This window comes from Acinetobacter cumulans (assembly GCF_003024525.3).
GTDB lineage: Bacteria > Pseudomonadota > Gammaproteobacteria > Pseudomonadales > Moraxellaceae > Acinetobacter > Acinetobacter cumulans.
Genome location: NZ_CP035934.2, coordinates 386,478 through 408,706, shown reverse-complemented (window position 1 = coordinate 408,706; position 22,229 = coordinate 386,478). Strand labels below are relative to the sequence as shown.

Genomic DNA, 22,229 nt, shown 5'->3' with positions numbered 1-22,229 from the left:
GTTTAAAGCGTGTCTGCTCTAAAATAGAGAAGATATTTTATCATATCAGGAAAAATATCATGTCGGGTCTCTTGTTTGTCGTTTCTGCAGCGTCAGGAACAGGCAAAACATCCCTCGTTAAAGCCCTACTCGAACGTGTAAACAACTTACATGTTTCTGTATCTCATACCACTCGTGGCCAACGCCCTGGTGAACTCGATGGTGTTCACTATCATTTCTCAAACAAAGATGATTTCTTGGCTTTAGTTGCGAAAGGTGGCTTTATTGAATATGCAGAAGTATTCGGCAACTATTACGGGACTGCGCAACAAACTGTAAAAGAACAACTTGAGAAAGGTCACGACGTCTTGCTCGAAATTGACTGGCAAGGTGCAGAGCAAGTTCGTAAGCTTTTTCCTGAATCAAAACAAATTTTCATTTTACCGCCAAGCCAATTTGACTTACGTCAACGCTTATCTAACCGCGGTACAGATTCTGTCGAAGTCATTGAGCATCGCTTAAGTTGCGCAGTAGAAGACATGCAACAATATACAAACTTTGACTATGTCATTATTAATGATGACTTTAACAAAGCCCTGCATGATCTAGAAGCTGTCATTATTGCGAACCGTTTGGTGCTGAATCAACAAGCCAATCGACACCAAGAGTTGATTCAAAAGCTAATTACTCCGACTTCGTTGTGATTAAAACTTGAGTCTATAGCCAAAGACTCTTATACTGCACAGTCTGTTAAAATTTATTATTCAAACGAGATTTCTTATGGCACGCGTAACCGTTGAAGATTGTTTAGACCATGTAGACAACCGCTTTGAGCTTGTACTAGTGGCAAGCAAACGCGCGCGTCAATTAGCACGTCAAGGCATTGAACCTACTGTTGAATGGGACAATGATAAGCCGACTGTTGTTGCACTTCGTGAAATTGCTGAAGGCCATGTATCTAAAGAGATTCTAAAGCAACGCGATCAAGACTACCAAACTTCAAGCCTTGATCTTGCACTTTCAGCAAACGATCTTAACTTGGATGGTTTTTCTTTCCAATAATTATAGATTGATGTAAAAAAGCCTAGTTTTTAACTAGGCTTTTTTATGTTCATGCTTTTATATTTGACCAATAACAGTTATAAATAAACAGATAGAAATGCTGTGCAGATGTTGGTTTTTTTCATTTTCTTGAATGAATAAATTGACAAGTCATGCAATATGCATTTCATTAGAGGATTAACCGTTTCATTTGTAAAATTTAGTAGTAAAAGGTGTTTTATGCCAGGCCCAGAGGTCAGTCAAGCCAAGCAACAGCTGAAAATCATTATCGACGCTTATCTACCAGAAAGTGATGTCGAACGTGTGCTTGAAGCTTGCGACTATGCCGACATCGCGCATGATGGCATTACACGTAAAAGCGGTGAACCCTATATTCTGCATCCTATCGCGGTCAGTTGTATTTTGGCCCACATGCGCATGGACTCAGAAACACTGATGGCTGCGCTTTTGCATGACGTCATTGAAGACACCGATTTTAGCAAAGAAGATATTAGCGAAAAATTTAGCAAAACCGTTGCAGAGCTGGTGAATGGCGTAACCAAGCTGAGCCAATCCAGTGATAAAGAATACAATAAAGCCGCGTCCTTCCGTAAAATTCTGCAAGCCACCCTACAAGATCCACGTGTCATTATTATTAAATTAGCCGACCGCTATCATAATATGACTACACTTGGCGCATTACGTCCCGATAAGCGCGCCCGTATTGCCAACGAAACTTTTGAAATTTTTGTACCCATGGCCCGCCTTGTTGGTATGAATGAAATGGCGGACAATCTAGAGCATCTGTGTTATCAAAATTTAGACCTCGACATGTATAACAACGTCCAAGTCGCTCTAGCACAGACCAAACCAAAACGTTGTGAATACCAAACCAAATGGGAAAACAACCTCAACACCCTACTCCAAGAACACCACATCGCCGGCCGAATTAAAAAGAAAAATAACAATATTGAGCTCTTACGCCACTTCGTTAAAAATGACATCGATTTGCAAGAGCTAACTCATAGCCATGCATTTGAAATTATTCTACAAAGCATTGCAGACTGTGACCGTATTGCAGAAATCCTTCGAGATAGTTTTCAAGTACTTCATTATGCCGATCATATTCGTCGCCCACTCCCCGGTGGCAATCAATCCTTAATGATGCGTTTGAAAGGTGAAAAAACGATTCTATCACTCACTATTCAGACTGAGTTAATGCGTAAAGCAGCGCGTTTTGGCGTGGTTTTAGGTGAAAATGCACCCCAAGCCTGTCGCTCAGCTATTCAAGCATCTATGCAAAACCTCAACGTATTAGTTGATGGGGAATGTGCTAAAACAACTTTTAGTGAATTATTAGATTATCTTCATCAAGAAAAAATCTGGGTCTATACCCCACAAGGTCATTTACACGAATTACCTCAAGGGGCAACTGCAGTTGATTTCGCGTACTCAGCCAGCCTATTTTTAGGTAACCATGCTGTAGGTGCAAAAATTAATGGTGAAACAAAGCCATTATCAACACCACTCATGAGTGGTCAAGTCATTGAAATCATCACGGATGTACTCGCTACGCCTAACCCCGATTGGCTAAGTTTTATTAATACGCAAAAAGCACGTCGTGCACTACAAAATATTTTGCGTGATCAAGATTTAGATGAACAACGTCTGGTTGGGCAACAAGCCCTCAACCGAGCGCTCAAATTATTTAATCGCTCTGTGAACGATCTCACTACAGAAGATTGGCAAGATATTTTAAATTGGCGCCATATTGCAGATCAAAATCAGCTATTTGAACAAATTGCTGTGGGTGATTTATTACCACAATTGGTTGCTAATCATTTGTTTGCACAAGATTCAACGCATAGCTCTACTGGCTCAGATCGCCTTATTCAGGGCACTGAAGGTGTAGATGTTAAATATGCACACTGTTGCAACCCTGTGCTTGGTGATCAAATTCAAGGGCATTTATCACGTAGAGGCTTGATTGTGCACCGCTCACGTTGTCACAACCTCCTACATGAGCAACACATGCATCCTGAAAACATCATGCCTTTACAATGGAATGCTGAAGAAATTGAAGATATTAGCTTTAGTGCTTTCCTTTGTATTAGTATGAGCATGACGGACGAGCAAATTTCAGAATTAATCTATCAATGCCGTAAAGAAAAAGTAGGGGTAGAATCTGTTCGTACACACGAAGGAAAGACATACGTTAATATTGTCGTGCATGACCGAAAACAAATTGCGAAAATTATTCGTGACTTACGTATGCTGTTTGGTTTCCCTCGTATTTCACGTTTAGCACAGCCTATCAATTTTGCAGAAACATCGAAAGCAAGTTAATGTGCATGATCAGACCTAAATATGCGCAACTGCATAAGAGATCTTGATTTTGCATGCCATGTTACAAGGAGAAAATGATGTCCCGCCAAGTGATCCATACTGAAAATGCACCTGCTGCAATTGGTACTTATTCACAAGCAATTTTAACTGGAAATACATTATACCTTTCAGGTCAAATTGGCTTAGATCCGTATAGCATGGAGTTGGTTGAAGGCATCGAAGCACAAGTACGTCGTGTTTTTGATAATCTAAAAGCAGTTTGTGAAGCGGCTGGTGGAACTTTAGCAGATATTGCAAAATTAAATATTTTCCTTACCGACCTCTCTCATTTTCAACTCGTTAACCAAATCATGGGCGAATATTTTGCTCAACCCTATCCTGCACGTGCAGCCTTAGGTGTCGCAGCACTACCCAAAGGTGCTTTAGTGGAAATGGATGGTGTGGTTGTTATTAATCAATAAGATACCTTCTTATAAAAAAGACCACCGATAGAGTGGTCTTTTTTTATTCAAATTCCCAATCACCATAAATTAAAAATGAAATGATTTTAATTGACAAACGATAATAATTATCAATAATATTACTTATCTTATTCATTCACTGTGGTTGTCGTCAAATGTACGTTTGTTTGTGCCGTGGTATTACAGATCAAGACATTAAAGATGCCATTACCAATGGGGCTGAAAGTTATCGCGAAGTGCGTGACTTACTTGACCTTGGTACTTGCTGTGGTCGCTGTGCACCTGAAGCACGTGCAATCATTAGTGAAGAAGTTGCTATGATTGCCTCTAGACTCGCAATCGCGGCTTAAACCAAATAATCATAATGATAAATCAATAATCGTAAGATTATTCCTCCTCCCCCGCCATGACTCTAGGCGGGTTTGTTTTTTAGACCCTATTGTTTTTGATTGCGATTTTCATTTGCTGTTCAATAAAGTACTCGCCATCTAAGTCCATCTTGTTTAATATATTTTTTAATACAGTTTTTAGTGCCTAGGTCTATTTACTTTGGCAACTTTGATGGAGCAAATGCAATGAAAGGCAATCGTGATGTAATTAATCAGTTAAATCAGGTGCTCTACCATCATTTGACTGCAATCAACCAGTATTTCCTACATTCTCGTATGTTTAATGACTGGGGAATTGAGCAACTTGGTTCAGCTGAATATAAAGAATCGATTCGCCAAATGAAGCATGCTGACAAAATTATTGAGCGTGTTTTATTCTTAGAAGGTTTGCCAAACTTACAACACTTAGGAAAACTTTATATCGGCCAACATACAGTTGAAGTATTAAACTGCGATGTACGTAAAGTAAAAGAAAACATTGAAGCTATTCAAAAAGCTGTTGCCTTAGCAGAAGCACACATGGATTATGTAACACGTGATTTAGTCCAAGAAATTCTTGAGAAAGAAGAAGAATGGTTGGATTGGACAACAACACAATTAGATTTAGTTGAAAGTGTTGGTGTTGAAAATTATATTCAGAGTCAGATTTGATATTTTAAAGCCCGCAGTTGCGGGCTTTTTATTAAATGCCTTTACATGCTGAGGGTAAGTAGAGTTGCTTAATCTCCGTTGATGCACACTCCCAACGCGCTGAACCATTTCCTGCATAATTCATCATTGCAAAAATGAGTTTTTTACCAGCAACTCCCGCATTCATTCCAGAACTATTAAACGTAAATTCAAAAGCACAAACTGCGCTAGGATACGTTATATTTAAGCTTATACTTTGTACATATTTAGAATTAATTAGTCCTGTTGATATAACCCCCATTTCTATCAAAGACGTTGGACAAGACCCCGTATCACCAAATACAGAAATCATCTCCCCTTTATAAGTACTTGCCATACCCAATGCTTCAGATACCTGAGAGCGTGTTGTATAATTTTGATATGCAGGAATAGCAATAGCAGCCAGAATACCAATGATGGCCACGACAATCATTAACTCTATTAATGTAAAACCTTTTTGCATTTTAATTTCCTAAATAACCAAATCATATATTGTGCCATCAAAAATCATGCCAAATATTTTTGAATAAAAATCATAAGCTTATTTTAAAAATTTTTTGATACATGTCATTTTTTGTCTAAATATAACAAACTATATCACTTTTTTACCGCCACAAATTATATACAATAGAGTCTATATTTTTTAGTTTATTCAAAATGAACACAAAAAAAATTTTAATGATTACTCGAAACCTACCACCACTCATTGGAGGTATGGAACGACTCAATTGGCATATAGCAGATGAATTGGGCCAAAAAAATGAAGTTCATTTATTAAGTCATATTGAAGCCAAAAAACAGGCACCTATCCAATGTAAATTTTATGGCGTTGCACTTAATCCCCTACCTATTTTTTTGATCTTTGCTTTTTTTAAAGCACTATTTATTTGTTTATCACAAAAACCTGATGTCCTACTTGCAGGAAGCGGCTTAACAGGACCTATTGTAGTTTTTTGGGCCAAGGTTTTTAGAAAAAAAAGCATTATTTATCTTCATGGTCTAGATATAAGCAACAATAGCCGTGCATACCAAAAAATATGGATTCCATTTATTCGCTCAGCAGATTCAATTATCTGCAATAGTACTCCCACAAAAAAATTAGCACTAGACAAAAAAATTCAAGACTCAAAAATCTCCATTATCTATCCAGGTGTAAATTTCCCACCAAAAGAAAAAAACGAAGATATCACGAATAAATTAAAAGATAAATTTAGCCTCCATAATAAAAAAATTCTACTTTCTGTTGGGCGCCTTACCGAAAGAAAAGGACTATTAGAATTTATTCAAAACTGCTTACCGCAAATAGTCCAAGAATGTCCAGACAGCGTTCTTTTAATTATTGGCGATACAGCAAATAATGCATTAAACAATAAATTTCAAAATAAAGAAGATTTACTCGAAGCAGCAAAAAAAATAAAGGTTGATCAACATATTATTTTTACAGGAGCTGTAGATGAACAAGCTTTAACGGAATTTTACTATATGGCAAGTATACATGTATTCCCTGTAAAACATATTCCAAATGATCCCGAAGGATTTGGTATGGTTGCTATTGAGGCTGCTTCGTATGGCTTACCAACTATAGCTTTTGCAACAGGAGGAATAGTTGATGCTGTGCAAAATGAAGAATCTGGTTATTTAATTCCTAACCAAGACTATGAAAAACTTACATTACAAATAATTAATTTTTTGCAAAAAGAAAATAACCTGGCCAAAAATTGTCAATTTTTTGCATCGCAATTCGCTTGGAAAAATTTAGGCTACAAGTTTGGAAAACTTATTGATTCAAATAATGATTCATCATCTTAATCGTCTCTTGCCAATCTGGAATACGCACATTTAGTTTATACTCCACAGAAATTTGTATTAATAGAGCTTCTGCTAGTTCTTCGTAATTTCCAGCAGAATATAATAACGCCTTATGTTCACCGATTAAAGGCAACATATCACCTATAGCAGTAGAAACAATCGCTAGATCCGTTGCCAGCATTTCATATGCCTTCTGTGGAAAACAATACTGACCAAACTCATCATCAGGAATACATAGAACGCCAACATCTAAAGCTTGAAATAATGTTGGAATTTTTTCATGCGCAAGTAAACCAAGATATATTACACGGTCATCATTAGGCAATGGAGTAGCAATCTCAGTTGGTCCTGCAAGGACTAAATAAATATCCTCTCGTTTAGTACGAATAATTTCCCAAGCATTTAATAAATCATGAATACCCTTCATTTTAGTTAAGCCACCTGCTGTACCAATTAATTTAGCATCTTGCGGTAGATTCAGTTCCTGCCGAGCATATGACTGATTACCAACTTTAAATAAACTTTTATTAATCACACTTGGCATGGGTACAATGTGAGCAACACTAGGATGTTCTATTTTTATTTTATCGGCAAGGCTATAGCTTGTAGTTGTAATCAGTTGAGCAGTATCAAGCGCTTTATGAAAAAAGCGACGAAATAAAGGAATACGCGCTTGACCATATGATTCAAAATTATCATAAAGATCAGCTACAAAAGGAATATTTAATTTTTTTGCTAGCCACGCACCCATAATAATATGTGGAATATCTGAGGCAGCAATAATCATCTCTGGTTTTTCGCTTTTTAGTTTTTTTAACAACGCAAAAGGGTATTCAAATATTTTTATTTTTTTCAAATACTTATAGCTATTTGAATGCCACTTTATTTGCTTTTCATCATTACTTTCATCCCAAAATCCATCATCATGATTTTGATAACTTAAGCAATAGCAGGTGACTACATGTCCCAGTAATGAGAGCTGATTAGGGATTTCGTACAAACGAGCATATTTATCCAAAATCACATCTTTAGACATATACTGTCGTTTGCACAAAAATGCTATTTTCAATTTTATTTCCCTAAAATTTTATCCACTGCATTTAATGCAGCACCAACAACCTGATCCATATTGTAATAACGGTATTCTGCAAGTCGTCCTACAAAAGTCACGTTTTCCTCAGCACTTGCTAACGCTTGATATTGTTTAAACAATTTTTCGTTTTCATCACGTGGAATTGGATAATATGGGTCACCTTCTGCTGTTGGATATTCCCTGACAAGCGAAGTCGATGAATGCTTTTGACCTGTTAAATGTTTAAATTCAGTAATACGAGTAAAGTCAAAATCATTTGGGTAATTCACCGTACCTACACTTTGATATTGCTTAGTATGGGCTAAATGTTCATGCTCAAAGCGTAATGAACGATAAGGCAGATGACCAAATTGATAATCATAAAAAGCATCAATTGGACCTGTATACACAATGTGATCAAATAGATTTTCTTCATTCAAGACATCTTTAAACTCAGTTGATGTTTGAACTTGAATATTTGGATGATCGAGTAAATTTTCAAACATTGCTGTATAACCATGCAATGGCATAGCTTGATACTTATCTGTAAAGTAGCGGTCATCCGAATTGGTTCGTGTCGGAATACGCGCAGCAACACCCGCCTTTAATTGAGAAGGATCAAGCCCCCACTGTTTTTTAGTATAATTTAAAAAGAATTTTTCATAAAGATCACGGCCAACAGAGTTCAACACTACATCCTCACTGGTTAATACTCTTTCTTTTGGCTCACGTACTTTCTCAAAAAATGCAGCAGCTTGTTCTTCTGTTAACTCTAAATCATAGAGCTGATTTAAAGTATCGCGGTTAATTGGAAATGGATATTCTTTTCCATCTAACACTCCACGTACACGATGTTCGTATTTAAACCATTCAGTATATTTCGACAGATAATTAAAAATTCTTTCACTATTGGTATGAAAAATATGCGGGCCATATTGATGAATTAAGATGCCATGCTCATCTTTTACATCAAAAGCATTGCCAGCAATATGATCTCGACGATCAACTGCTAAGATTTCATGTCCAGCTTCAGCCAGTTCGCGCGCACAGACTGAACCAGCAAAGCCCGCCCCTACAATTAAAATTTTCAAAATATTCCCCAATGATCAATACTTTGGATGTCTTCCTAACTTACCTTTTATACCATCATATGTCGCTGTACACCAAAGTTTTAAACCTTGCCAATTGAACTTTTTATAGATGATGAAGTAATATGAATAGCGAATGAAATCTAATGGTAATAGCGCAGCATTGCCATCCTCAATGAATGCGACTGCTCTATTTCTAAACATATAATAATTTTTAAAATCTGAATGTGCATCTCTGATCGTCCAAAGTCCAAAAAGAACTTGGATTCTTTCATTCATATCTGAAGGATGATAAAAAATTGATGATACCAAAGAGCCAAAAGCCACATTATTTCTTTTTAGCCTTTTAGTATATTCGACCTCATCCCCTCTAATAAATAACTCGGATTTAGGCAAACCAATATTTTTAATCACATCTTTTTTAATAAGCAAACCATTAAATAAGTTTGCTTCACCCTCAATAAAATCTAAATCACTCAATTGTTCATATTGTCCCATAATTTTTTTATTTTTATATGTTACGGGAAAAGCAAGTTCATCCTTATTTTCAATATTTAATTGTATTGGAGAAATTGCATCGATATTATGCTCATATGCATATTCATATAAATTTGATAAACATTTTTCTTCAGGATAACCATCATCATCCATCAACCAAAGCCAGTCAAAATCATAATTCAAAGCATACTTCATTCCCTCATGAAAACCACCAGCACCACCAACATTTTCATTCAACTTAAGTAAATTTATTTTTTCAGAATACCTATTTACTAAAAATTCAATAGTATTATCATTTGAAGCATTATCAACAACTAACACATTAAAATTCACACCATTTTGTACAAAAATGGATTCCAAACACTTTTCCAAAAGTTTTCTACGGTTATATGTAACAACAACCACTAAAACACTCATAAGATCACCTATTTATTTTTAAAAAGTCATGAATAATAGAGTCTTTACTAAATATTTTAAATTTCAATCTACTATTAATAAAATCCCTATCACCTCCTGTTAACTTAATAAATATTGGCAAACAATCAGGATGTTTATAAACAGTTAGATTTTTAATTAATTTAGAGTAATGCATTTTATTTTTAAATTTAGATAAAATATTCCACCCCCCGACAATGTGATAATAAAAAGCCGTATGATAGGCATTAATAAAAATATAGCCGCTATTCTTTCTAATAGATTTTTGTGCTGCAATATAAGAAAAAAAGTAAAATGGATTTGGAATATTTTGAATATACTCCTTATTATCAGCTATTACTTTATTTACATACACCCCTGAGCCCAGCCTAAAACAATAATCTAACTCATCCAACCAATCGCATACAATTAAATTATTTTTACTCGAAATCATAAACCAGTTTTCAAATATAGGATTATCTTTATCTAGAATATAATCTGGACAATAAAATGAAAGGAAATTAGTTTTTTTTAAAATCATAAGATCACAATAGTAATTAATATTTTTAAACATCATTATACTAGAATCCATCCACACGCCACCATATTTTTTTAGCAAAGATAAGCGAATATAGTCAGACTGATGTTGTATTGACTCTCTCTCGATCAAACTTAAATCTATATTAATAAAATTTTTAATATTATTTTTATTCAACAATTTAACACTATAATCTGGGTTGTTTTTTTTTGCATTTAAAAAGCATTTTTCGATAAAAAAAGGTAATTTTTCATCATGCCAATAAAACCATATTATTTTTGGAATAACCCCATCAGACTCAACATCTAAACTAGGTTTAAATATAGTTTCAGCAGAATCATAATTAGAATCCACACACTTAATATTAATATTAAATAAATAAATAAATAAAATAGACAAATGATTTATCTTATTAGCTATAGCATAAAATATTTTTTCAAAAAACATATAAAATCCTGTTTAATTAATTAGAAGCCGTTTGGTCCATCTAATTAACCTATAAAGATAAAAATTTAATCTATTAATTAAATTTAGATTACCAACCACAGAATCGCTACATCTGGAATAATGACTATTCATTATTTCCATATGCTTAAAATCATGATTTAAATTACTATATACTAATCCTATATCTTTATCATATCTATAAAAGGTATATGGATGATTTTTTAGTAAAGGAATTATAGCTTTAGTGTAAGCTATAGGACCAGTAATTCTTAAAACTGCTGGTTTACCAACACCATGCGTCCAAGGATTATAAGATTTTAAATTCTCTATAATAGATTTTATAACCGCTTCCAAGAAAGCTGATCTTGGTTTTGCTATAACATGCCATTGTTGAAACTCACCGAATTTGCATTCTTTTAATTCATTATGCATACCAGCAAATTGTGATTTCATACCAACTTCATTTTGCCAATGACATAAAATAATTTCATCATTCTCATTAATTATAGAATCAAGCGAGTATACACAAGTACTTTTTATATCCAAGTACACCCCACCTTCATTATAAACAACTAGATAACGAAAAAAATCTGCTCTAGCTGCACCATATTTTCCATTAATACTTAAGTAAGCATCAAGAATTTCATCATCAAAATTATCCTTAATATAATGTAAAACATCTTTATCATTATAAAACTTATAAATCCAATTAGGATTATTTTTTTTAAGCTGAAATATAATACTTTGTATATCCAAAGGAATATCATTAGTTGAGTATGTTTGATGTATAATTCTCGGAATCTTCATTTTTCACCTTAAAATTAAAGTTCATATACACTTGTAACTATCACTCCCTCATTTTCCTCCACCTCGCAAATTTTATATTTATTTTTATAAATTAAATTAAAAGGTTTTTCATCTAAAACCACTCCACTATTTCTTTCTAAACGAATACTAGGACCTGAAAAATAATCTTTATTAGGCTTAAAAATAAATTTTGGCAAATGTTCAGTTATTACTAAATACTTATATTTGTACAATTTCTTCACAACTTTTAAAATATCTTCATTTGATAAATGTTGTAATACTTGCCTTATAAAAACAATATTTCCAGCGGGCAAATCATCCTCAACAATGTTTATTTTTTTAAAAATCAAGTTTTGATGACTAAATTTAATAGAATTATAATCTATTAAGCTATCAACAATATCACAAGCAATATATTTTTTTGTATTACGAAACAATTTTGAGCCTATATTAAAATCACCACACCCCAAATCAACAACTGTTTTCTCTACTATCAAATCATTCAAAAAATTATTAACACTTATGATATATTTTTCAACAATCTCATTATTGTGAGAACCGCTTCCTGAATAAAACCTTTCCCCTTCTCCCCCCCAAACTCCATCTTCATAAATTTTAGTAAACTTAGACTTTAAATCCATATTCTCCAATTCAAAATAGTGTCTTTTACCCAAAATCACCCTATATCTATATAAAATAAACTCTGGTGTAATTTTCTTGATTAAGCCTAAAAAAAAATTTAACAAAATTCACTCCTTTAAATCATTTAAAAAAAAATTCATATTTTTAATTAGTTCACTTTTCTTAAATCTTTTACAATTAATATCACCTAATAATTTTACTTTCTCAAGCAACTTACCATCATCTAAAAGTAACATTATTTTAGATTTCAATTCCTCTATATCTTGTGCATCACTTATATAAACTGCCGCATCATTTGTTACTTCCGGAAGTGATGTATTGTAAGAAGTTAAAACAGGCGCACCACATATTTGAGCCTCAATTACAGGTATACCAAATCCTTCACCTAAAGTTGGAAATAAAAATGTTCTACAGCATCTTAAAAGACATAATTTTTCTAAGTCTGTGACATAGCCTGTAAGATGAACATTTTTACTTTTCTCTGGTTGTTCATAAGAAGATAAATAATTATAAACTTTATGCTGACTAAAATAATTTTGATCCACCTTACCAGACAATAGTAATGGTCTACCTAGATCACCATTTGTTGCTAGATGATAAGCTTCAACCATTCTATGAATATTTTTTCCAGCATTTAAGGCCCCCACATAATACATATAGCAACCACGCTTAACCCTATATTTTTTTAGCACTTGATCTTGCACTGTTAAATCTTCACTTAACTTAAGTAATACTTCATCAACAGGTACTGGCTGATAAATTACACTTGTACGCTCTGCTAAATGCGGAAAAAACTCTAAAAACTCATTTCTAGTATGATTGGAAACAGTCAAAATTTTATCTGCAAAGTTGGCAGCAGAAATTCGCCTATACATATATCGCTCCCACTTTGAACGATCCTTTAGGTGCATAACATCATGTACCACTTGCACGACTTTATGTTTATTTGACTTGATTGTCATTGGTGAACTACAAAAGATAATGTCATTTTCACCAAAACCATCTAATGCAATATTTGTCATTCCAATACAATTTGGAAAAAGTACAGAATAATGTGATGAATTATAAAATAATGGAGAGTTCACATAACCTTTTAATTTTGAAAGATACTCAAATCCATCTACATTAGAACTTTTGCTTGTACATATTTCAAAATTATTTCTATTTCCTAATAGAAATTTTATATATGCATTCAATTCTTCAAACTTATTATCAACATAATGATCTGCATCGACCAATGATTGAATAATTTCACTTGGCTCTCTTGCTTGAGTTAATAAGTAATTTTCATACCCTAAATGACATGTTGCATCCATCATAGACTTCGTAAATTGATAAATACCTCTCTGATAACTACTTCTAAACTCATAACTACAATAAAGAATTTTGCGCAATTTTTTGTCCATATTAAAGCACTATTTTTTTATCAACATATGCAAGCGTATTAAGCCTATGAGCAATAATAACCATTGTAATTTGACCATTTAACTTTGCAATAGATTGTGTAATAAGACGTTCAGTTTCATCATCTAATGCACTTGTAGCCTCATCCATAAATAAAACTTGTGGTTTTTTATACAGTGCTCGGGCAATACCAACTCTTTGTCTTTGACCACCTGAAAGTTTTATTCCCCTCTCACCAATTATTTCATTATAACCCTGAGGTAAGTCATTGTTTATAAACTCATGAATTTGTGCTTGTTGAGCTGCCAATATTACTTGATCCATATTAATTTCATCAATAGGAATTCCAAATGCAATATTTTCAGCAATAGACTTATCTGCTAAATAAATAGACTGTGGTACATAACCAACAATATCTCTCCATTCATGACAACTTTCTAATTCAATTTCAACATCATCTATTCGTATTTTCCCTTGCTGAGGTTTTAGCAGTCCCAGCATGATATCCATTAGAGTACTTTTTCCACTGCCACTCTTACCTACAATACCTATACTTGTATTTTTTTCTATTTCCATACTGAAGTTTTTAATAATTTTACGATCATTGTTATAGCTGAAGGTTATATTTTCTAATTTTATTGTTTTAGAGAAGCTTAATGTCTGATCTGAATTTAAGTTATGAATAATCTTCTCTTTATAGCCAATCTTAAACTCTGGATATAAAACATTCAGCACTTGCTGTGAAAACTTTAATTGAGCTAAAGAGCGGTAAATACTTTGTGCAGCAGGAAGCATTCTGTATGCAGCAAATCCATATAAACCTAATACTGGTAATATTTCAGATACATCTTTATCTGAAAGTACTAAAATAATGGCTAAGCCAATTAAGCAGCCATAGCCTACTGTTTCAATAATATTTAATGGAATTTGACTAAGTGTTTCTCTAGTCGCAATATGTCTTGCAAAAATTCGTGATGACTTTTCAAATTCCTCTATATATCCATCTTTTGCATTATTAATAATAACATCTTTAATACCGCTTAATGCTTCTTGGCAGATTTGAAACCTATTTTGATTGGCTTCAGTAAACTCAATGCCAATTTGTGCTAATTTTTTTCTTACAATAAAATAGATGATCGAATAAAAAACAAACAATACACTTGCCGTACTAATTGCCATCACAGGATCATATACTAGAAGAATTCCAATCATACTCACTAACACTATGCCATACGACAGCATGGATAGTGTAGGCAATATCATTGTCCAAATAAGCTGATCTACTTCTGATAATATGTTTTTAGCTAAATTCGAACTATTTCTTTCAATAAAAAATTTATAGTCTTGCTGCAGATATATTTTCAATAATTTTGTAGAGAAATAATGTCTTTGTAAGCTTGCAAAGCGATTGACTGCATATTGGGTAATAACTTTAAAAAAAGTAGAAAAAATAACTATCCCCAATGAGATTAAGCCTAAAACAACTATAGTTTTTTTAGTATCGTTAAAGTCTAAATATTCATTAAATAATTTTAATGTGGGATTACTATTTACAATATTAGGATCAGAAAGCACTGCTAGAAAAGGCATAATAGACATTACACCCAGTGACTCTATAAATGCCATACCCACGATCAAAAAAAGCACATATATTACTTTTCTTTTATCCAGCTTAGAAAGAATATTCCAGAGTTGTATTAAACTTTTCAACACAATGATTATTTCTCTTTGTACATCAATGCAGTAATCTGTTCAGAAATCAAGCCCATTAAAAAAATCATCACACTACCGGTATAAAGTAAAGCACTCATATTTGTAAAACGATGATATTCATAGAGTGTATACCCATACCAAGCCGTCGCCATAATAAAGAGCATAACCGCAATAGGAATAAACATTTTTAACGGAGAAAATAAAGTTGCAATTTTAAAAATAATAATAAAAAAACGCATTCCATCTTTAAATGGTTTAATATGACTGGTTCCAATTCGTTTTGCAGCATGAATAGGCACATAAGTTACAGAATACCCTGCTCTAAAAAACGCCATTGTACTTGTCGTTGGATATGAAAAACCATTAGGCAATAAATAAATAAACTCTCTAAATTTTTCAGCTCTTACAGCTCTAAAACCAGAAGTTAAATCTTCCACTTTATGCTCTGTCATGTATGTTGCAATATTATTATAAAGACTATTTGCAATACCACGCCCCAAACTCGCTTGTGAACCTTTTTGTCTAGCACCTACAACTAAATCATACCCTTGTTCAATTTTTTCAATCAATTTTTCAATATCATTTGGGTCGTGTTGGCCATCAGCATCCATAAACACAATAATATCGCCTGTTGCATTACGTGCACCTGTTTTAATAGCAGCCCCATTTCCTTTTGAATAAGGATGTGAAATTACTTTAGCACCGGCTTGTTCAGCAATATTTTTTGTATTATCAGTAGACCCATCATTAATTACAATTAATTCATCAATGATACCTAGTTGGAGAATTTTTTTTACTGTTTCTCCAATTGCACCAGATTCATTCTTTGCAGGTAGTACAATGCTAATTTTCAATTTATTTTCCCAATAGTTCAGCTTGTTCAACATTTCTATTTTCTATAGCTATTTCTTTATACCAACTATTTTTAACGTCTAAATTTCGTGCAATTCCAATATGTTTTTTTGCTAAAAAATACTTACCTTGCAATCTATAAATTTGCGCCATCAACAAATTTCCATTAATATCATTTCTATAATGTATAGCATCTAGCATAAACTCCTCTGCTTTTTCATAATCCATTGCTACTGATACAAAATATTGTGCCAGTATTTTATAAATTTCAGATTGAAATTCAGGTGTAATATTGGGATTATTTAATCCCGCACTAATAATTAATACTGCTTGATCATGTGGCAATTTACAAAACTGCTGTATTTGACACTGTGTAAAAGCACTTAAGAAGCCAATATTACTATTATAAAAAGGATGATTTGTTAAATTATATATTAATTGTTGAATGACATCGTCAGAAATAGGCTTATCCAAATAAGATGCTAGGTGCAATTGTGCAAACCATGAACCATTAGCAGGCTTATAGCTTTCATGCGCTTGAATTAAATATTTTTCAGCTTGATCGGCATAGTAGACTTTTCTTTCAGGTTCTTTTTCCATAAGTTTTAAATAAATTCGAGCCATTTGATAATTTGCTCGATCTGAACTAGGGTGCATTGCCACTTCAAATGCCGCATGATCAACTAAATTTGACCAAATAACTGCACGCTGCCACGTTGTAAAAGCCAAATTCAAAATATAGATAGTACAAACAATATAAATTAAAGGCCTTACCCTATTAAACTTAAATTCAGACAAACCATAAACAACTGCAATAATAAAACCTATACTTGCAAAATAATTGCGATGTTCATGAATCAACTCTAAACTAATAAATGTTGATTCCATTAGATGGCTTATAATAAACCAACCCCATGCAAATAAAATTATGGAATTTTTCTTATATAAAATAAGGCTAAATATACTAATGAATAGTAAACCTAAAATTGAAAATAATGTTGTTATTGGTGTTGTTATATTTTTAGATACTTCAAAATCATCGTGATAAAGACTTAAATCTGAGAGCAATGGAAAAAAAATCATTTTCAAGTAATAAAATAGTACTCTAGATTCACTTAATAATCTTTCTGCTATATTAAAATCTCTATTTCCAGGGTTTAAGTTTATAACATAAGGCCAAGCGATATAGATCAAGCCCAAAAGTACAACAAAAACCCCACTCCACAAAATATAATTTAAGCCAATTTTTCCTATTTTTATGCATTCATGACGGGTATTTCTTGCTTTAAAAATGCAAAGCTCGACCCAATAAATCAATCCGACAAAAAGCAAACCAGACTCTTTACTAAAAACTGAACAACATAATGCCAATAAAATACCGCAAATTGATAATACTGAGCTTGAGAAATTTAGGCTTTTACTTCTCCAGTGACAATAGATTAACAATGCCAATAACCCAAAAAATGTCGAAAGGCTCGTCATTCTTTGTACAATATACAGCACACTGGTTAAATTTAAAGGATGAATCAACCAAATAAAACTTACGATCAAGGCGAGATATTGATTTTTTTTTATATTTTGTTCTTTTAGAAAAATCCAAAAAAATAATTTTAATGATATAAAATAAATTAAAATACCATTCAATAAATGAATGATTAAATTTGTTAATTTAAAATAATAAGGGTTAAAAGCTGTTAAATAATAATTCAATGCAAAAGACAGCATACTGATCGGGCGCCCCAAAGGCCCTGCATCACCAGACCAAAAAGCCGCTTTAAGGCTCATATAATCTAAAGATGTAATTGCTATTTTCTGATTCTCAACAATATTTGCAATATCATCAAAAACATAATCACCTGATAATCCAGGTGCATAAATTAAAAATGTAAAAATTAAAATTGAAAACAAAACAAAAAGAGGCTTTGTTTTTTGAGTGATTTGCTTCAAAAACTTCCCCAGCACTTAAAAATAAAAAACACCCTATAAATAGGGTGTTTTTTAACATTCAAATTAGTTACGGCAATTTGAAGGCAAGAATTTTTGATCTACACCATTTGTTGTAGGAGCAGAACATTTCCATGTAATACCGCCACCAGAAGGTGTACCTTTAAGATTTAACTGTTTACCCGCTTCAACTTTTGTTCCATATGTAATTGTAATTAAGCTACCTGTTACTTCTACAGAGTTTACAGCATTTCCTTTAATACTTGCTGCTGGCGCAAGACCAACTGATGTGTTACCTGTAGGGAATTTACCATTTGAAGAATAGAATTCTGCAATACCTGTTTTAGCACCACCCGCAAGGCTTAGACCTTCAGAAACGTGTGAACGCTTCGTATAGTTTTGATAAGCAGGAATCGCAATCGCAGCAAGAATACCGATAATTGCAACAACGATCATTAATTCAATAAGGGTAAAACCTTTTTGAGCATTCATAACATTCTCCACAAATGTATAATTTAATTATTAAGCCTTTAAAGCTAATTTATTTTTAGCACTAAGTGTGCCAAGAATGATTATAATAAAAAAACTCAAAAAAACAGCATTTTAAAAAAATATTTATTTTTTTGTGAAAACTTTGTCTCTTTTTGTGTTTAAAAGTGACAATTAATGTCACTATCTTACTCATATTTCATGCCTACAAGATCACTGGCAAATCCGCAATTTCGTTTTTTTTGTCTACTTGCACTTCTTCATAAAATTTTCCAAGCACATCCCCTATTTCCATCACCCCATTCACCACAGAATCGCGATAATATCCTTGTTTTAAAGCTGTCAACATACGTTCACAAATATCTTGCCAAACCTTTTGTTCGGTTAAATTTTTAATTCCACGATCAATCACAATCTCTACACTACGTTCACATAAATTTAGATATAACAATACACCACTATTATGCTCAGTATCCCATACGCCCAATTCTGCAAATAATTGCTGTGCCCGTGCATAGGTATTTTGTGAATAGGCTTGATGTGCAGGAATATGCCCCTCAATAACGACTTGTATTTCCCCTACATGCCCCTGCTCTGCACGTGTCACAGCTTGTGCTATCGCATGCTGATCTTGTTGATCAAAATAGCGTTTTGTCGCAGGTAAAAAGCAAAAATGCTTTAGCCAACGTTTGAAGCTTGGCTGGTGCAAATCTTGAATTTTAGGTTGCGTTAAAATTTTTGTTGTTTCAGATGTTGTTACCATGAGCCTGAAGCACCTCCTCCACCAAAACCACCTCCGCCTCCACGGTAGCCTCCACCGCCAAAGCCCCCACCAGAACCACCACCGCCTCGTCCACCACCTGAGAGAAAGGCTTGAAAGATCACTTGTGCCAAAGCCGTAATTAATAAAAAGAAAATACCACCACCAATAAGCAAGCTAGTAATTAAGCCTGCACCATTTACTAGCCCAGCAACCGTACCTGCGACAGCTGCTGTTGCTGCACTCAATCGATTACCTACAATATACGAGCCAATAATGCCTGCAATTAAGATAAATAAAGCAGTCATCATGGTTTTTTCTTTGGCTTGTTGCTCATGTAAAGCCTGCTCCTGTTGCTCTTTTAAAGCTTGAGCGGCTTGAGCGGCCACTTCTGGGTCCATATTCAGGACTTTTTCAATCTCATTTAATCCTGCTTGAATCCCTTGAGCATACTGATTTTGCTTGAAATAGGGTGTAATGTTATTCCGAATAATTCGACTCAACACCACATCAGGTAACACACCTTCTAATCCATAACCCGACAATATTTGTATGCGATGATCATTCACAGCAATCGCTATTAACAGACCATTGTCTTGTTTAGCTGTTCCAAGCTTCCACTGATCTGCAACTCGCATAGCATAAGAGAAAATGTCTTCTTGCCCCGTGGTCGGTACAATAACAATACCAACCTGTGCTTTGGCAGTTTTATGTAGTTGTAGGACTTTCTGGCTAATGGCCTGATTTTCCGCTGCACTTAATAAGCCTGCTTGATCCACAATCGGTGTGTTTAGTGTGGGTAAAGCTCGTTCACTTTGGCCTTCTGCCATATCATTGGCAATATTAGGTGCAGGCTGTGTTACTGCGTCAGCTGATGCCGTTGCTGTTGATTGACTCGTCTTTGACGCCGATTGCTGCTCTTTTATGATCTTTGAGGCCACGGCTATTTCATTCACAGCCTCATCTTGAGCAACAGCAGTCTCACTCCAGGTATGACTACTCAGATTCAATAGACTTAAGCACAGAGCGAAATACAACCCCAAGTAAGCTTTAGAGTTGTGCAAACATTTAGACATCAGCATTCCTTACAGGCTTTAGCGCAACAATTTAATCAAAAGTCACTTTAGGTGCAGATTGAGCACTTTGCTCAGCACTAAAGTTTGGTTTTGTTTTCATTCCAATCACTTTTGCTGTCATTGCTTGAGGAAATTGGCGAACATAGCCGTTATAGTCCTGAACAGTTGAAATATAACGATTACGCGCAACTGCAATACGGTTTTCTGTACCTTCTAATTGCACTTGTAGATCTTTAAATTGTTCATTGGCTTTTAAATCTGGATAATTTTCTGAAACTGCAATCAAACGTGATAACGCACTGGTCATTTGCGATTGTGCTTCTTGATATTTTTTAAATAGTTCAGGATTTTCAAGTACTTCTTTATCTACTTTTAAACCGGCAACATTTGAACGAGCCTGCGTCACTTCAGTCAGCACTTGTTCTTCATGTTTTGCATAACCTTTCACAACATTGACCAAGTTAGGCACTAAATCTGCACGACGTTGATATTGGTTTTGTACCTCAGACCACGATGCATTGACTGCCTCATCCTTCACTTGCAACGTGTTATAGCCACAGCCTGTTAAGCTTAAACTACCTGCCAAAGCCAGCGCCAACATACTATTTTTTATTAAATTCATCCCAATTAACCTCGAGTATTTATTTGTATTTGTTTAAATAAATTTATTCTAGCGCTATTTTCTTTTGGTTTTGTTGCATTTCTTTAACAAAGTGAAAACACATAAAAAAAGCCCAATTCTTGGGCCTTTCATCATCATTTAACTATATCGTATAAGCGTCTGCTCCGTTTGAAAGCTTTCCACATGGTATTCATCTGCAAGTTGCTGTTTCCAATACTGCACAATGTCCGTGTAATCAATTTCAGAAGGATGAAAGTTCTGTTTGTAATAAGATAAATATTCTGGAATTAACTGTATAAACATTTTAGCCAATAAATAAGTGCCAAAAATATTACCGCCTACTTTGGGCAAACTCTTTTTACGGTCTTGCATAAACAGCTTAGTGGCAGAATAAAAAGTTAAACTGGCAAAACCTGTAGTCACACTACGCATAATCATACGGCGGATCTTGTCATCGCCATAAACATGCTGATAGAGATCAAATGCCACTGAGCGGTGTTCAATCTCTTCTATCGCATGCCAAACCCAAAGTTTAACGGCATCTGAATCTAAAGTACTTAACACCTCTGGATGACGCAAAATATAGCCCCCCAATAGCGCGGTAAAATGCTCAAAGGCACAGGTAATTGCTAATTGAATTTTAGGATGTAAGTTTTTCACATAGCTATCTTTGCGCGCTAACCATGCTTGAAAACGATCTAAGTTATAATCGTCTGAACGCCAAGCATCATTAAATTCGGCATGTGCCTTAGAATGCATCGCCTCCTGACCAATAAATGCAGCGATTTGCGCCTGCAATTTTTCATCCGTCACCTGATTTCGCACATTACGCACACTATGTACAAAAAACTGTTCACCAATTGGAAATGTTGAAGACAGTGCGGTCAATAAATGTGACATCACAGGTGAATTGGCAAAATAGTGCCGGCGAATAGCCTTGGGATTAAACTGTAATTTACGTACAGTAATACCAATGGCTTTTGGACGATTTTGATATGATTTTTGTGTCGTCACTGCAGTCATTTTGAACATCTCTAATTTAGAATTCAAGAATCCAGTATGAGCATCATAAAGCCATGCACACATGGCAAAAAAGCTTAGCCCATTTGCAAAATTGTTCAATTTTCAGTCTTGTTTTACAACCTGAAGATGGATTTATCCGAATAGAC

23 protein-coding genes are annotated in these 22,229 nt (G+C 34.1%); 7 read left to right on the top strand and 16 right to left on the bottom strand.

Annotated elements, in window-relative coordinates; genetic code table 11:
- The first annotated feature begins 59 nt into the window (after positions 1-59).
- From gmk to bfr, 6 genes are all read left to right on the top strand, one after another.
- Positions 60-683, top strand: coding sequence for a guanylate kinase (gmk, locus tag C9E88_RS01850; RefSeq protein WP_106983957.1), 624 nt, complete (start codon positions 60-62; stop codon positions 681-683).
- A 76-nt stretch (positions 684-759) separates the two neighbouring features.
- Positions 760-1,041: a DNA-directed RNA polymerase subunit omega gene (rpoZ, locus tag C9E88_RS01845; protein WP_106983956.1), complete on the top strand. Its 282-nt coding sequence runs from the start codon at positions 760-762 to the stop codon at positions 1,039-1,041.
- A 219-nt stretch (positions 1,042-1,260) separates the two neighbouring features.
- The gene (locus C9E88_RS01840) at positions 1,261-3,366 is read left to right on the top strand and encodes a RelA/SpoT family protein (protein ID WP_106983955.1); all 2,106 of its coding nucleotides are present in this window, start codon (positions 1,261-1,263) and stop codon (positions 3,364-3,366) included.
- Positions 3,367-3,443: 77 nt separating this feature from the next.
- Complete coding sequence (locus tag C9E88_RS01835; protein ID WP_106983954.1) at positions 3,444-3,827, top strand: RidA family protein; 384 nt, start codon at positions 3,444-3,446, stop codon at positions 3,825-3,827.
- A 155-nt stretch (positions 3,828-3,982) separates the two neighbouring features.
- Positions 3,983-4,177, top strand: a complete 195-nt coding sequence (locus tag C9E88_RS01830) for a bacterioferritin-associated ferredoxin (RefSeq protein ID WP_106983953.1) — start codon at positions 3,983-3,985, stop codon at positions 4,175-4,177.
- A 225-nt stretch (positions 4,178-4,402) separates the two neighbouring features.
- Positions 4,403-4,867, top strand: coding sequence for a heteropolymeric bacterioferritin subunit Bfr (gene bfr / locus C9E88_RS01825; protein WP_106983952.1), 465 nt, complete (start codon positions 4,403-4,405; stop codon positions 4,865-4,867).
- A 31-nt stretch (positions 4,868-4,898) separates the two neighbouring features.
- Here the strand turns inward: bfr and C9E88_RS01820 are convergent, their stop codons facing one another.
- A complete protein-coding gene (locus C9E88_RS01820) occupies positions 4,899-5,354 on the bottom strand; it encodes a pilin (protein WP_106983951.1) in 456 nt (151 codons plus the stop codon).
- 188 nt (positions 5,355-5,542) lie between these two features.
- Here C9E88_RS01820 and C9E88_RS01815 point away from each other — a divergent pair, with 188 nt between their 5' ends.
- Positions 5,543-6,694: a glycosyltransferase family 4 protein gene (locus tag C9E88_RS01815; RefSeq protein WP_106983950.1), complete on the top strand. Its 1,152-nt coding sequence runs from the start codon at positions 5,543-5,545 to the stop codon at positions 6,692-6,694.
- On the opposite strand, the gene C9E88_RS01810 is transcribed toward C9E88_RS01815, so the two are convergent.
- The 15 genes from C9E88_RS01810 to C9E88_RS01740 form a co-directional block, all read right to left on the bottom strand.
- Complete coding sequence (locus C9E88_RS01810) at positions 6,663-7,730, bottom strand: glycosyltransferase family 4 protein (protein ID WP_227865844.1); 1,068 nt, start codon at positions 7,728-7,730, stop codon at positions 6,663-6,665. The two genes, C9E88_RS01815 and C9E88_RS01810, sit on opposite strands and share 32 nt — an antisense overlap.
- Positions 7,731-7,765: 35 nt before the next feature.
- Positions 7,766-8,857 (bottom strand): UDP-galactopyranose mutase, encoded by a 1,092-nt coding sequence (glf, locus tag C9E88_RS01805; protein WP_106983948.1) that lies wholly within the window; start codon positions 8,855-8,857, stop codon positions 7,766-7,768.
- Positions 8,858-8,872: 15 nt separating this feature from the next.
- Positions 8,873-9,769 (bottom strand): glycosyltransferase, encoded by an 897-nt coding sequence (locus tag C9E88_RS01800; protein ID WP_106983947.1) that lies wholly within the window; start codon positions 9,767-9,769, stop codon positions 8,873-8,875.
- Positions 9,770-9,773: 4 nt separating this feature from the next.
- Positions 9,774-10,751: a capsular polysaccharide synthesis protein gene (locus C9E88_RS01795; protein ID WP_106983946.1), complete on the bottom strand. Its 978-nt coding sequence runs from the start codon at positions 10,749-10,751 to the stop codon at positions 9,774-9,776.
- Positions 10,752-10,763: 12 nt separating this feature from the next.
- Positions 10,764-11,558, bottom strand: coding sequence for a glycosyltransferase family 32 protein (locus C9E88_RS01790; protein WP_106983945.1), 795 nt, complete (start codon positions 11,556-11,558; stop codon positions 10,764-10,766).
- Positions 11,559-11,572: 14 nt separating this feature from the next.
- Positions 11,573-12,304, bottom strand: coding sequence for a class I SAM-dependent methyltransferase (locus tag C9E88_RS01785; RefSeq protein WP_202981940.1), 732 nt, complete (start codon positions 12,302-12,304; stop codon positions 11,573-11,575).
- Between the two features lie 3 nt (positions 12,305-12,307).
- Positions 12,308-13,519: a glycosyltransferase family 4 protein gene (locus C9E88_RS01780; RefSeq protein WP_162368822.1), complete on the bottom strand. Its 1,212-nt coding sequence runs from the start codon at positions 13,517-13,519 to the stop codon at positions 12,308-12,310.
- A gap of 88 nt (positions 13,520-13,607) precedes the next feature.
- Positions 13,608-15,317, bottom strand: a complete 1,710-nt coding sequence (locus tag C9E88_RS01775; RefSeq protein WP_106983943.1) for an ABC transporter ATP-binding protein — start codon at positions 15,315-15,317, stop codon at positions 13,608-13,610.
- 5 nt (positions 15,318-15,322) lie between these two features.
- Complete coding sequence (locus C9E88_RS01770) at positions 15,323-16,204, bottom strand: glycosyltransferase family 2 protein (protein ID WP_106983942.1); 882 nt, start codon at positions 16,202-16,204, stop codon at positions 15,323-15,325.
- A complete protein-coding gene (locus C9E88_RS01765; RefSeq protein WP_137287896.1) occupies positions 16,173-18,116 on the bottom strand; it encodes a TenA family protein in 1,944 nt (647 codons plus the stop codon). Before C9E88_RS01765 ends, C9E88_RS01770 begins: the two co-directional genes overlap by 32 nt.
- Before the next feature lie 63 nt (positions 18,117-18,179).
- The gene (locus C9E88_RS01760; protein WP_106983940.1) at positions 18,180-18,605 is read right to left on the bottom strand and encodes a pilin; all 426 of its coding nucleotides are present in this window, start codon (positions 18,603-18,605) and stop codon (positions 18,180-18,182) included.
- Between the two features lie 202 nt (positions 18,606-18,807).
- On the bottom strand, positions 18,808-19,365 hold the full coding sequence (locus C9E88_RS01755; RefSeq protein ID WP_106983939.1) for a TPM domain-containing protein: 558 nt from the start codon (positions 19,363-19,365) through the stop codon (positions 18,808-18,810).
- Complete coding sequence (locus C9E88_RS01750; protein ID WP_425267150.1) at positions 19,359-20,444, bottom strand: TPM domain-containing protein; 1,086 nt, start codon at positions 20,442-20,444, stop codon at positions 19,359-19,361. The genes C9E88_RS01755 and C9E88_RS01750 overlap by 7 nt, the downstream gene beginning before the upstream one ends.
- Positions 20,445-20,469: 25 nt before the next feature.
- Entirely contained in the window at positions 20,470-21,060 is a 591-nt protein-coding gene (locus C9E88_RS01745; RefSeq protein WP_106983937.1) for a LemA family protein, read from the bottom strand.
- Between the two features lie 138 nt (positions 21,061-21,198).
- Complete coding sequence (locus tag C9E88_RS01740) at positions 21,199-22,083, bottom strand: metal-dependent hydrolase (RefSeq protein ID WP_106984097.1); 885 nt, start codon at positions 22,081-22,083, stop codon at positions 21,199-21,201.
- Positions 22,084-22,229: the final 146 nt, after the last annotated feature.

What these genes read in the sequence shown, in the direction of transcription:
- C9E88_RS01740 (WP_106984097.1), bottom strand. Translation starts at nt 22,083, where the DNA reads ATGACTGCAGTGACGACACAAAAATCATATCAAAATCGTCCAAAAGCC.
- C9E88_RS01780 (WP_162368822.1), bottom strand. Translation starts at nt 13,519, where the DNA reads ATGATGGATGCAACATGTCATTTAGGGTATGAAAATTACTTATTAACT.
- C9E88_RS01800 (WP_106983947.1), bottom strand. Translation starts at nt 9,769, where the DNA reads ATGAGTGTTTTAGTGGTTGTTGTTACATATAACCGTAGAAAACTTTTG.
- C9E88_RS01835 (WP_106983954.1), top strand. Translation starts at nt 3,444, where the DNA reads ATGTCCCGCCAAGTGATCCATACTGAAAATGCACCTGCTGCAATTGGT.
- C9E88_RS01760 (WP_106983940.1), bottom strand. Translation starts at nt 18,605, where the DNA reads ATGAATGCTCAAAAAGGTTTTACCCTTATTGAATTAATGATCGTTGTT.
- bfr (WP_106983952.1), top strand. Translation starts at nt 4,403, where the DNA reads ATGAAAGGCAATCGTGATGTAATTAATCAGTTAAATCAGGTGCTCTAC.
- gmk (WP_106983957.1), top strand. Translation starts at nt 60, where the DNA reads ATGTCGGGTCTCTTGTTTGTCGTTTCTGCAGCGTCAGGAACAGGCAAA.
- C9E88_RS01745 (WP_106983937.1), bottom strand. Translation starts at nt 21,060, where the DNA reads ATGAATTTAATAAAAAATAGTATGTTGGCGCTGGCTTTGGCAGGTAGT.
- C9E88_RS01750 (WP_425267150.1), bottom strand. Translation starts at nt 20,444, where the DNA reads ATGCTGATGTCTAAATGTTTGCACAACTCTAAAGCTTACTTGGGGTTG.
- rpoZ (WP_106983956.1), top strand. Translation starts at nt 760, where the DNA reads ATGGCACGCGTAACCGTTGAAGATTGTTTAGACCATGTAGACAACCGC.
- C9E88_RS01840 (WP_106983955.1), top strand. Translation starts at nt 1,261, where the DNA reads ATGCCAGGCCCAGAGGTCAGTCAAGCCAAGCAACAGCTGAAAATCATT.
- C9E88_RS01770 (WP_106983942.1), bottom strand. Translation starts at nt 16,204, where the DNA reads ATGTTGAACAAGCTGAACTATTGGGAAAATAAATTGAAAATTAGCATT.
- C9E88_RS01795 (WP_106983946.1), bottom strand. Translation starts at nt 10,751, where the DNA reads ATGTTTTTTGAAAAAATATTTTATGCTATAGCTAATAAGATAAATCAT.
- C9E88_RS01790 (WP_106983945.1), bottom strand. Translation starts at nt 11,558, where the DNA reads ATGAAGATTCCGAGAATTATACATCAAACATACTCAACTAATGATATT.
- C9E88_RS01755 (WP_106983939.1), bottom strand. Translation starts at nt 19,365, where the DNA reads ATGGTAACAACATCTGAAACAACAAAAATTTTAACGCAACCTAAAATT.
- C9E88_RS01815 (WP_106983950.1), top strand. Translation starts at nt 5,543, where the DNA reads ATGAACACAAAAAAAATTTTAATGATTACTCGAAACCTACCACCACTC.
- C9E88_RS01830 (WP_106983953.1), top strand. Translation starts at nt 3,983, where the DNA reads ATGTACGTTTGTTTGTGCCGTGGTATTACAGATCAAGACATTAAAGAT.
- C9E88_RS01810 (WP_227865844.1), bottom strand. Translation starts at nt 7,730, where the DNA reads ATGTCTAAAGATGTGATTTTGGATAAATATGCTCGTTTGTACGAAATC.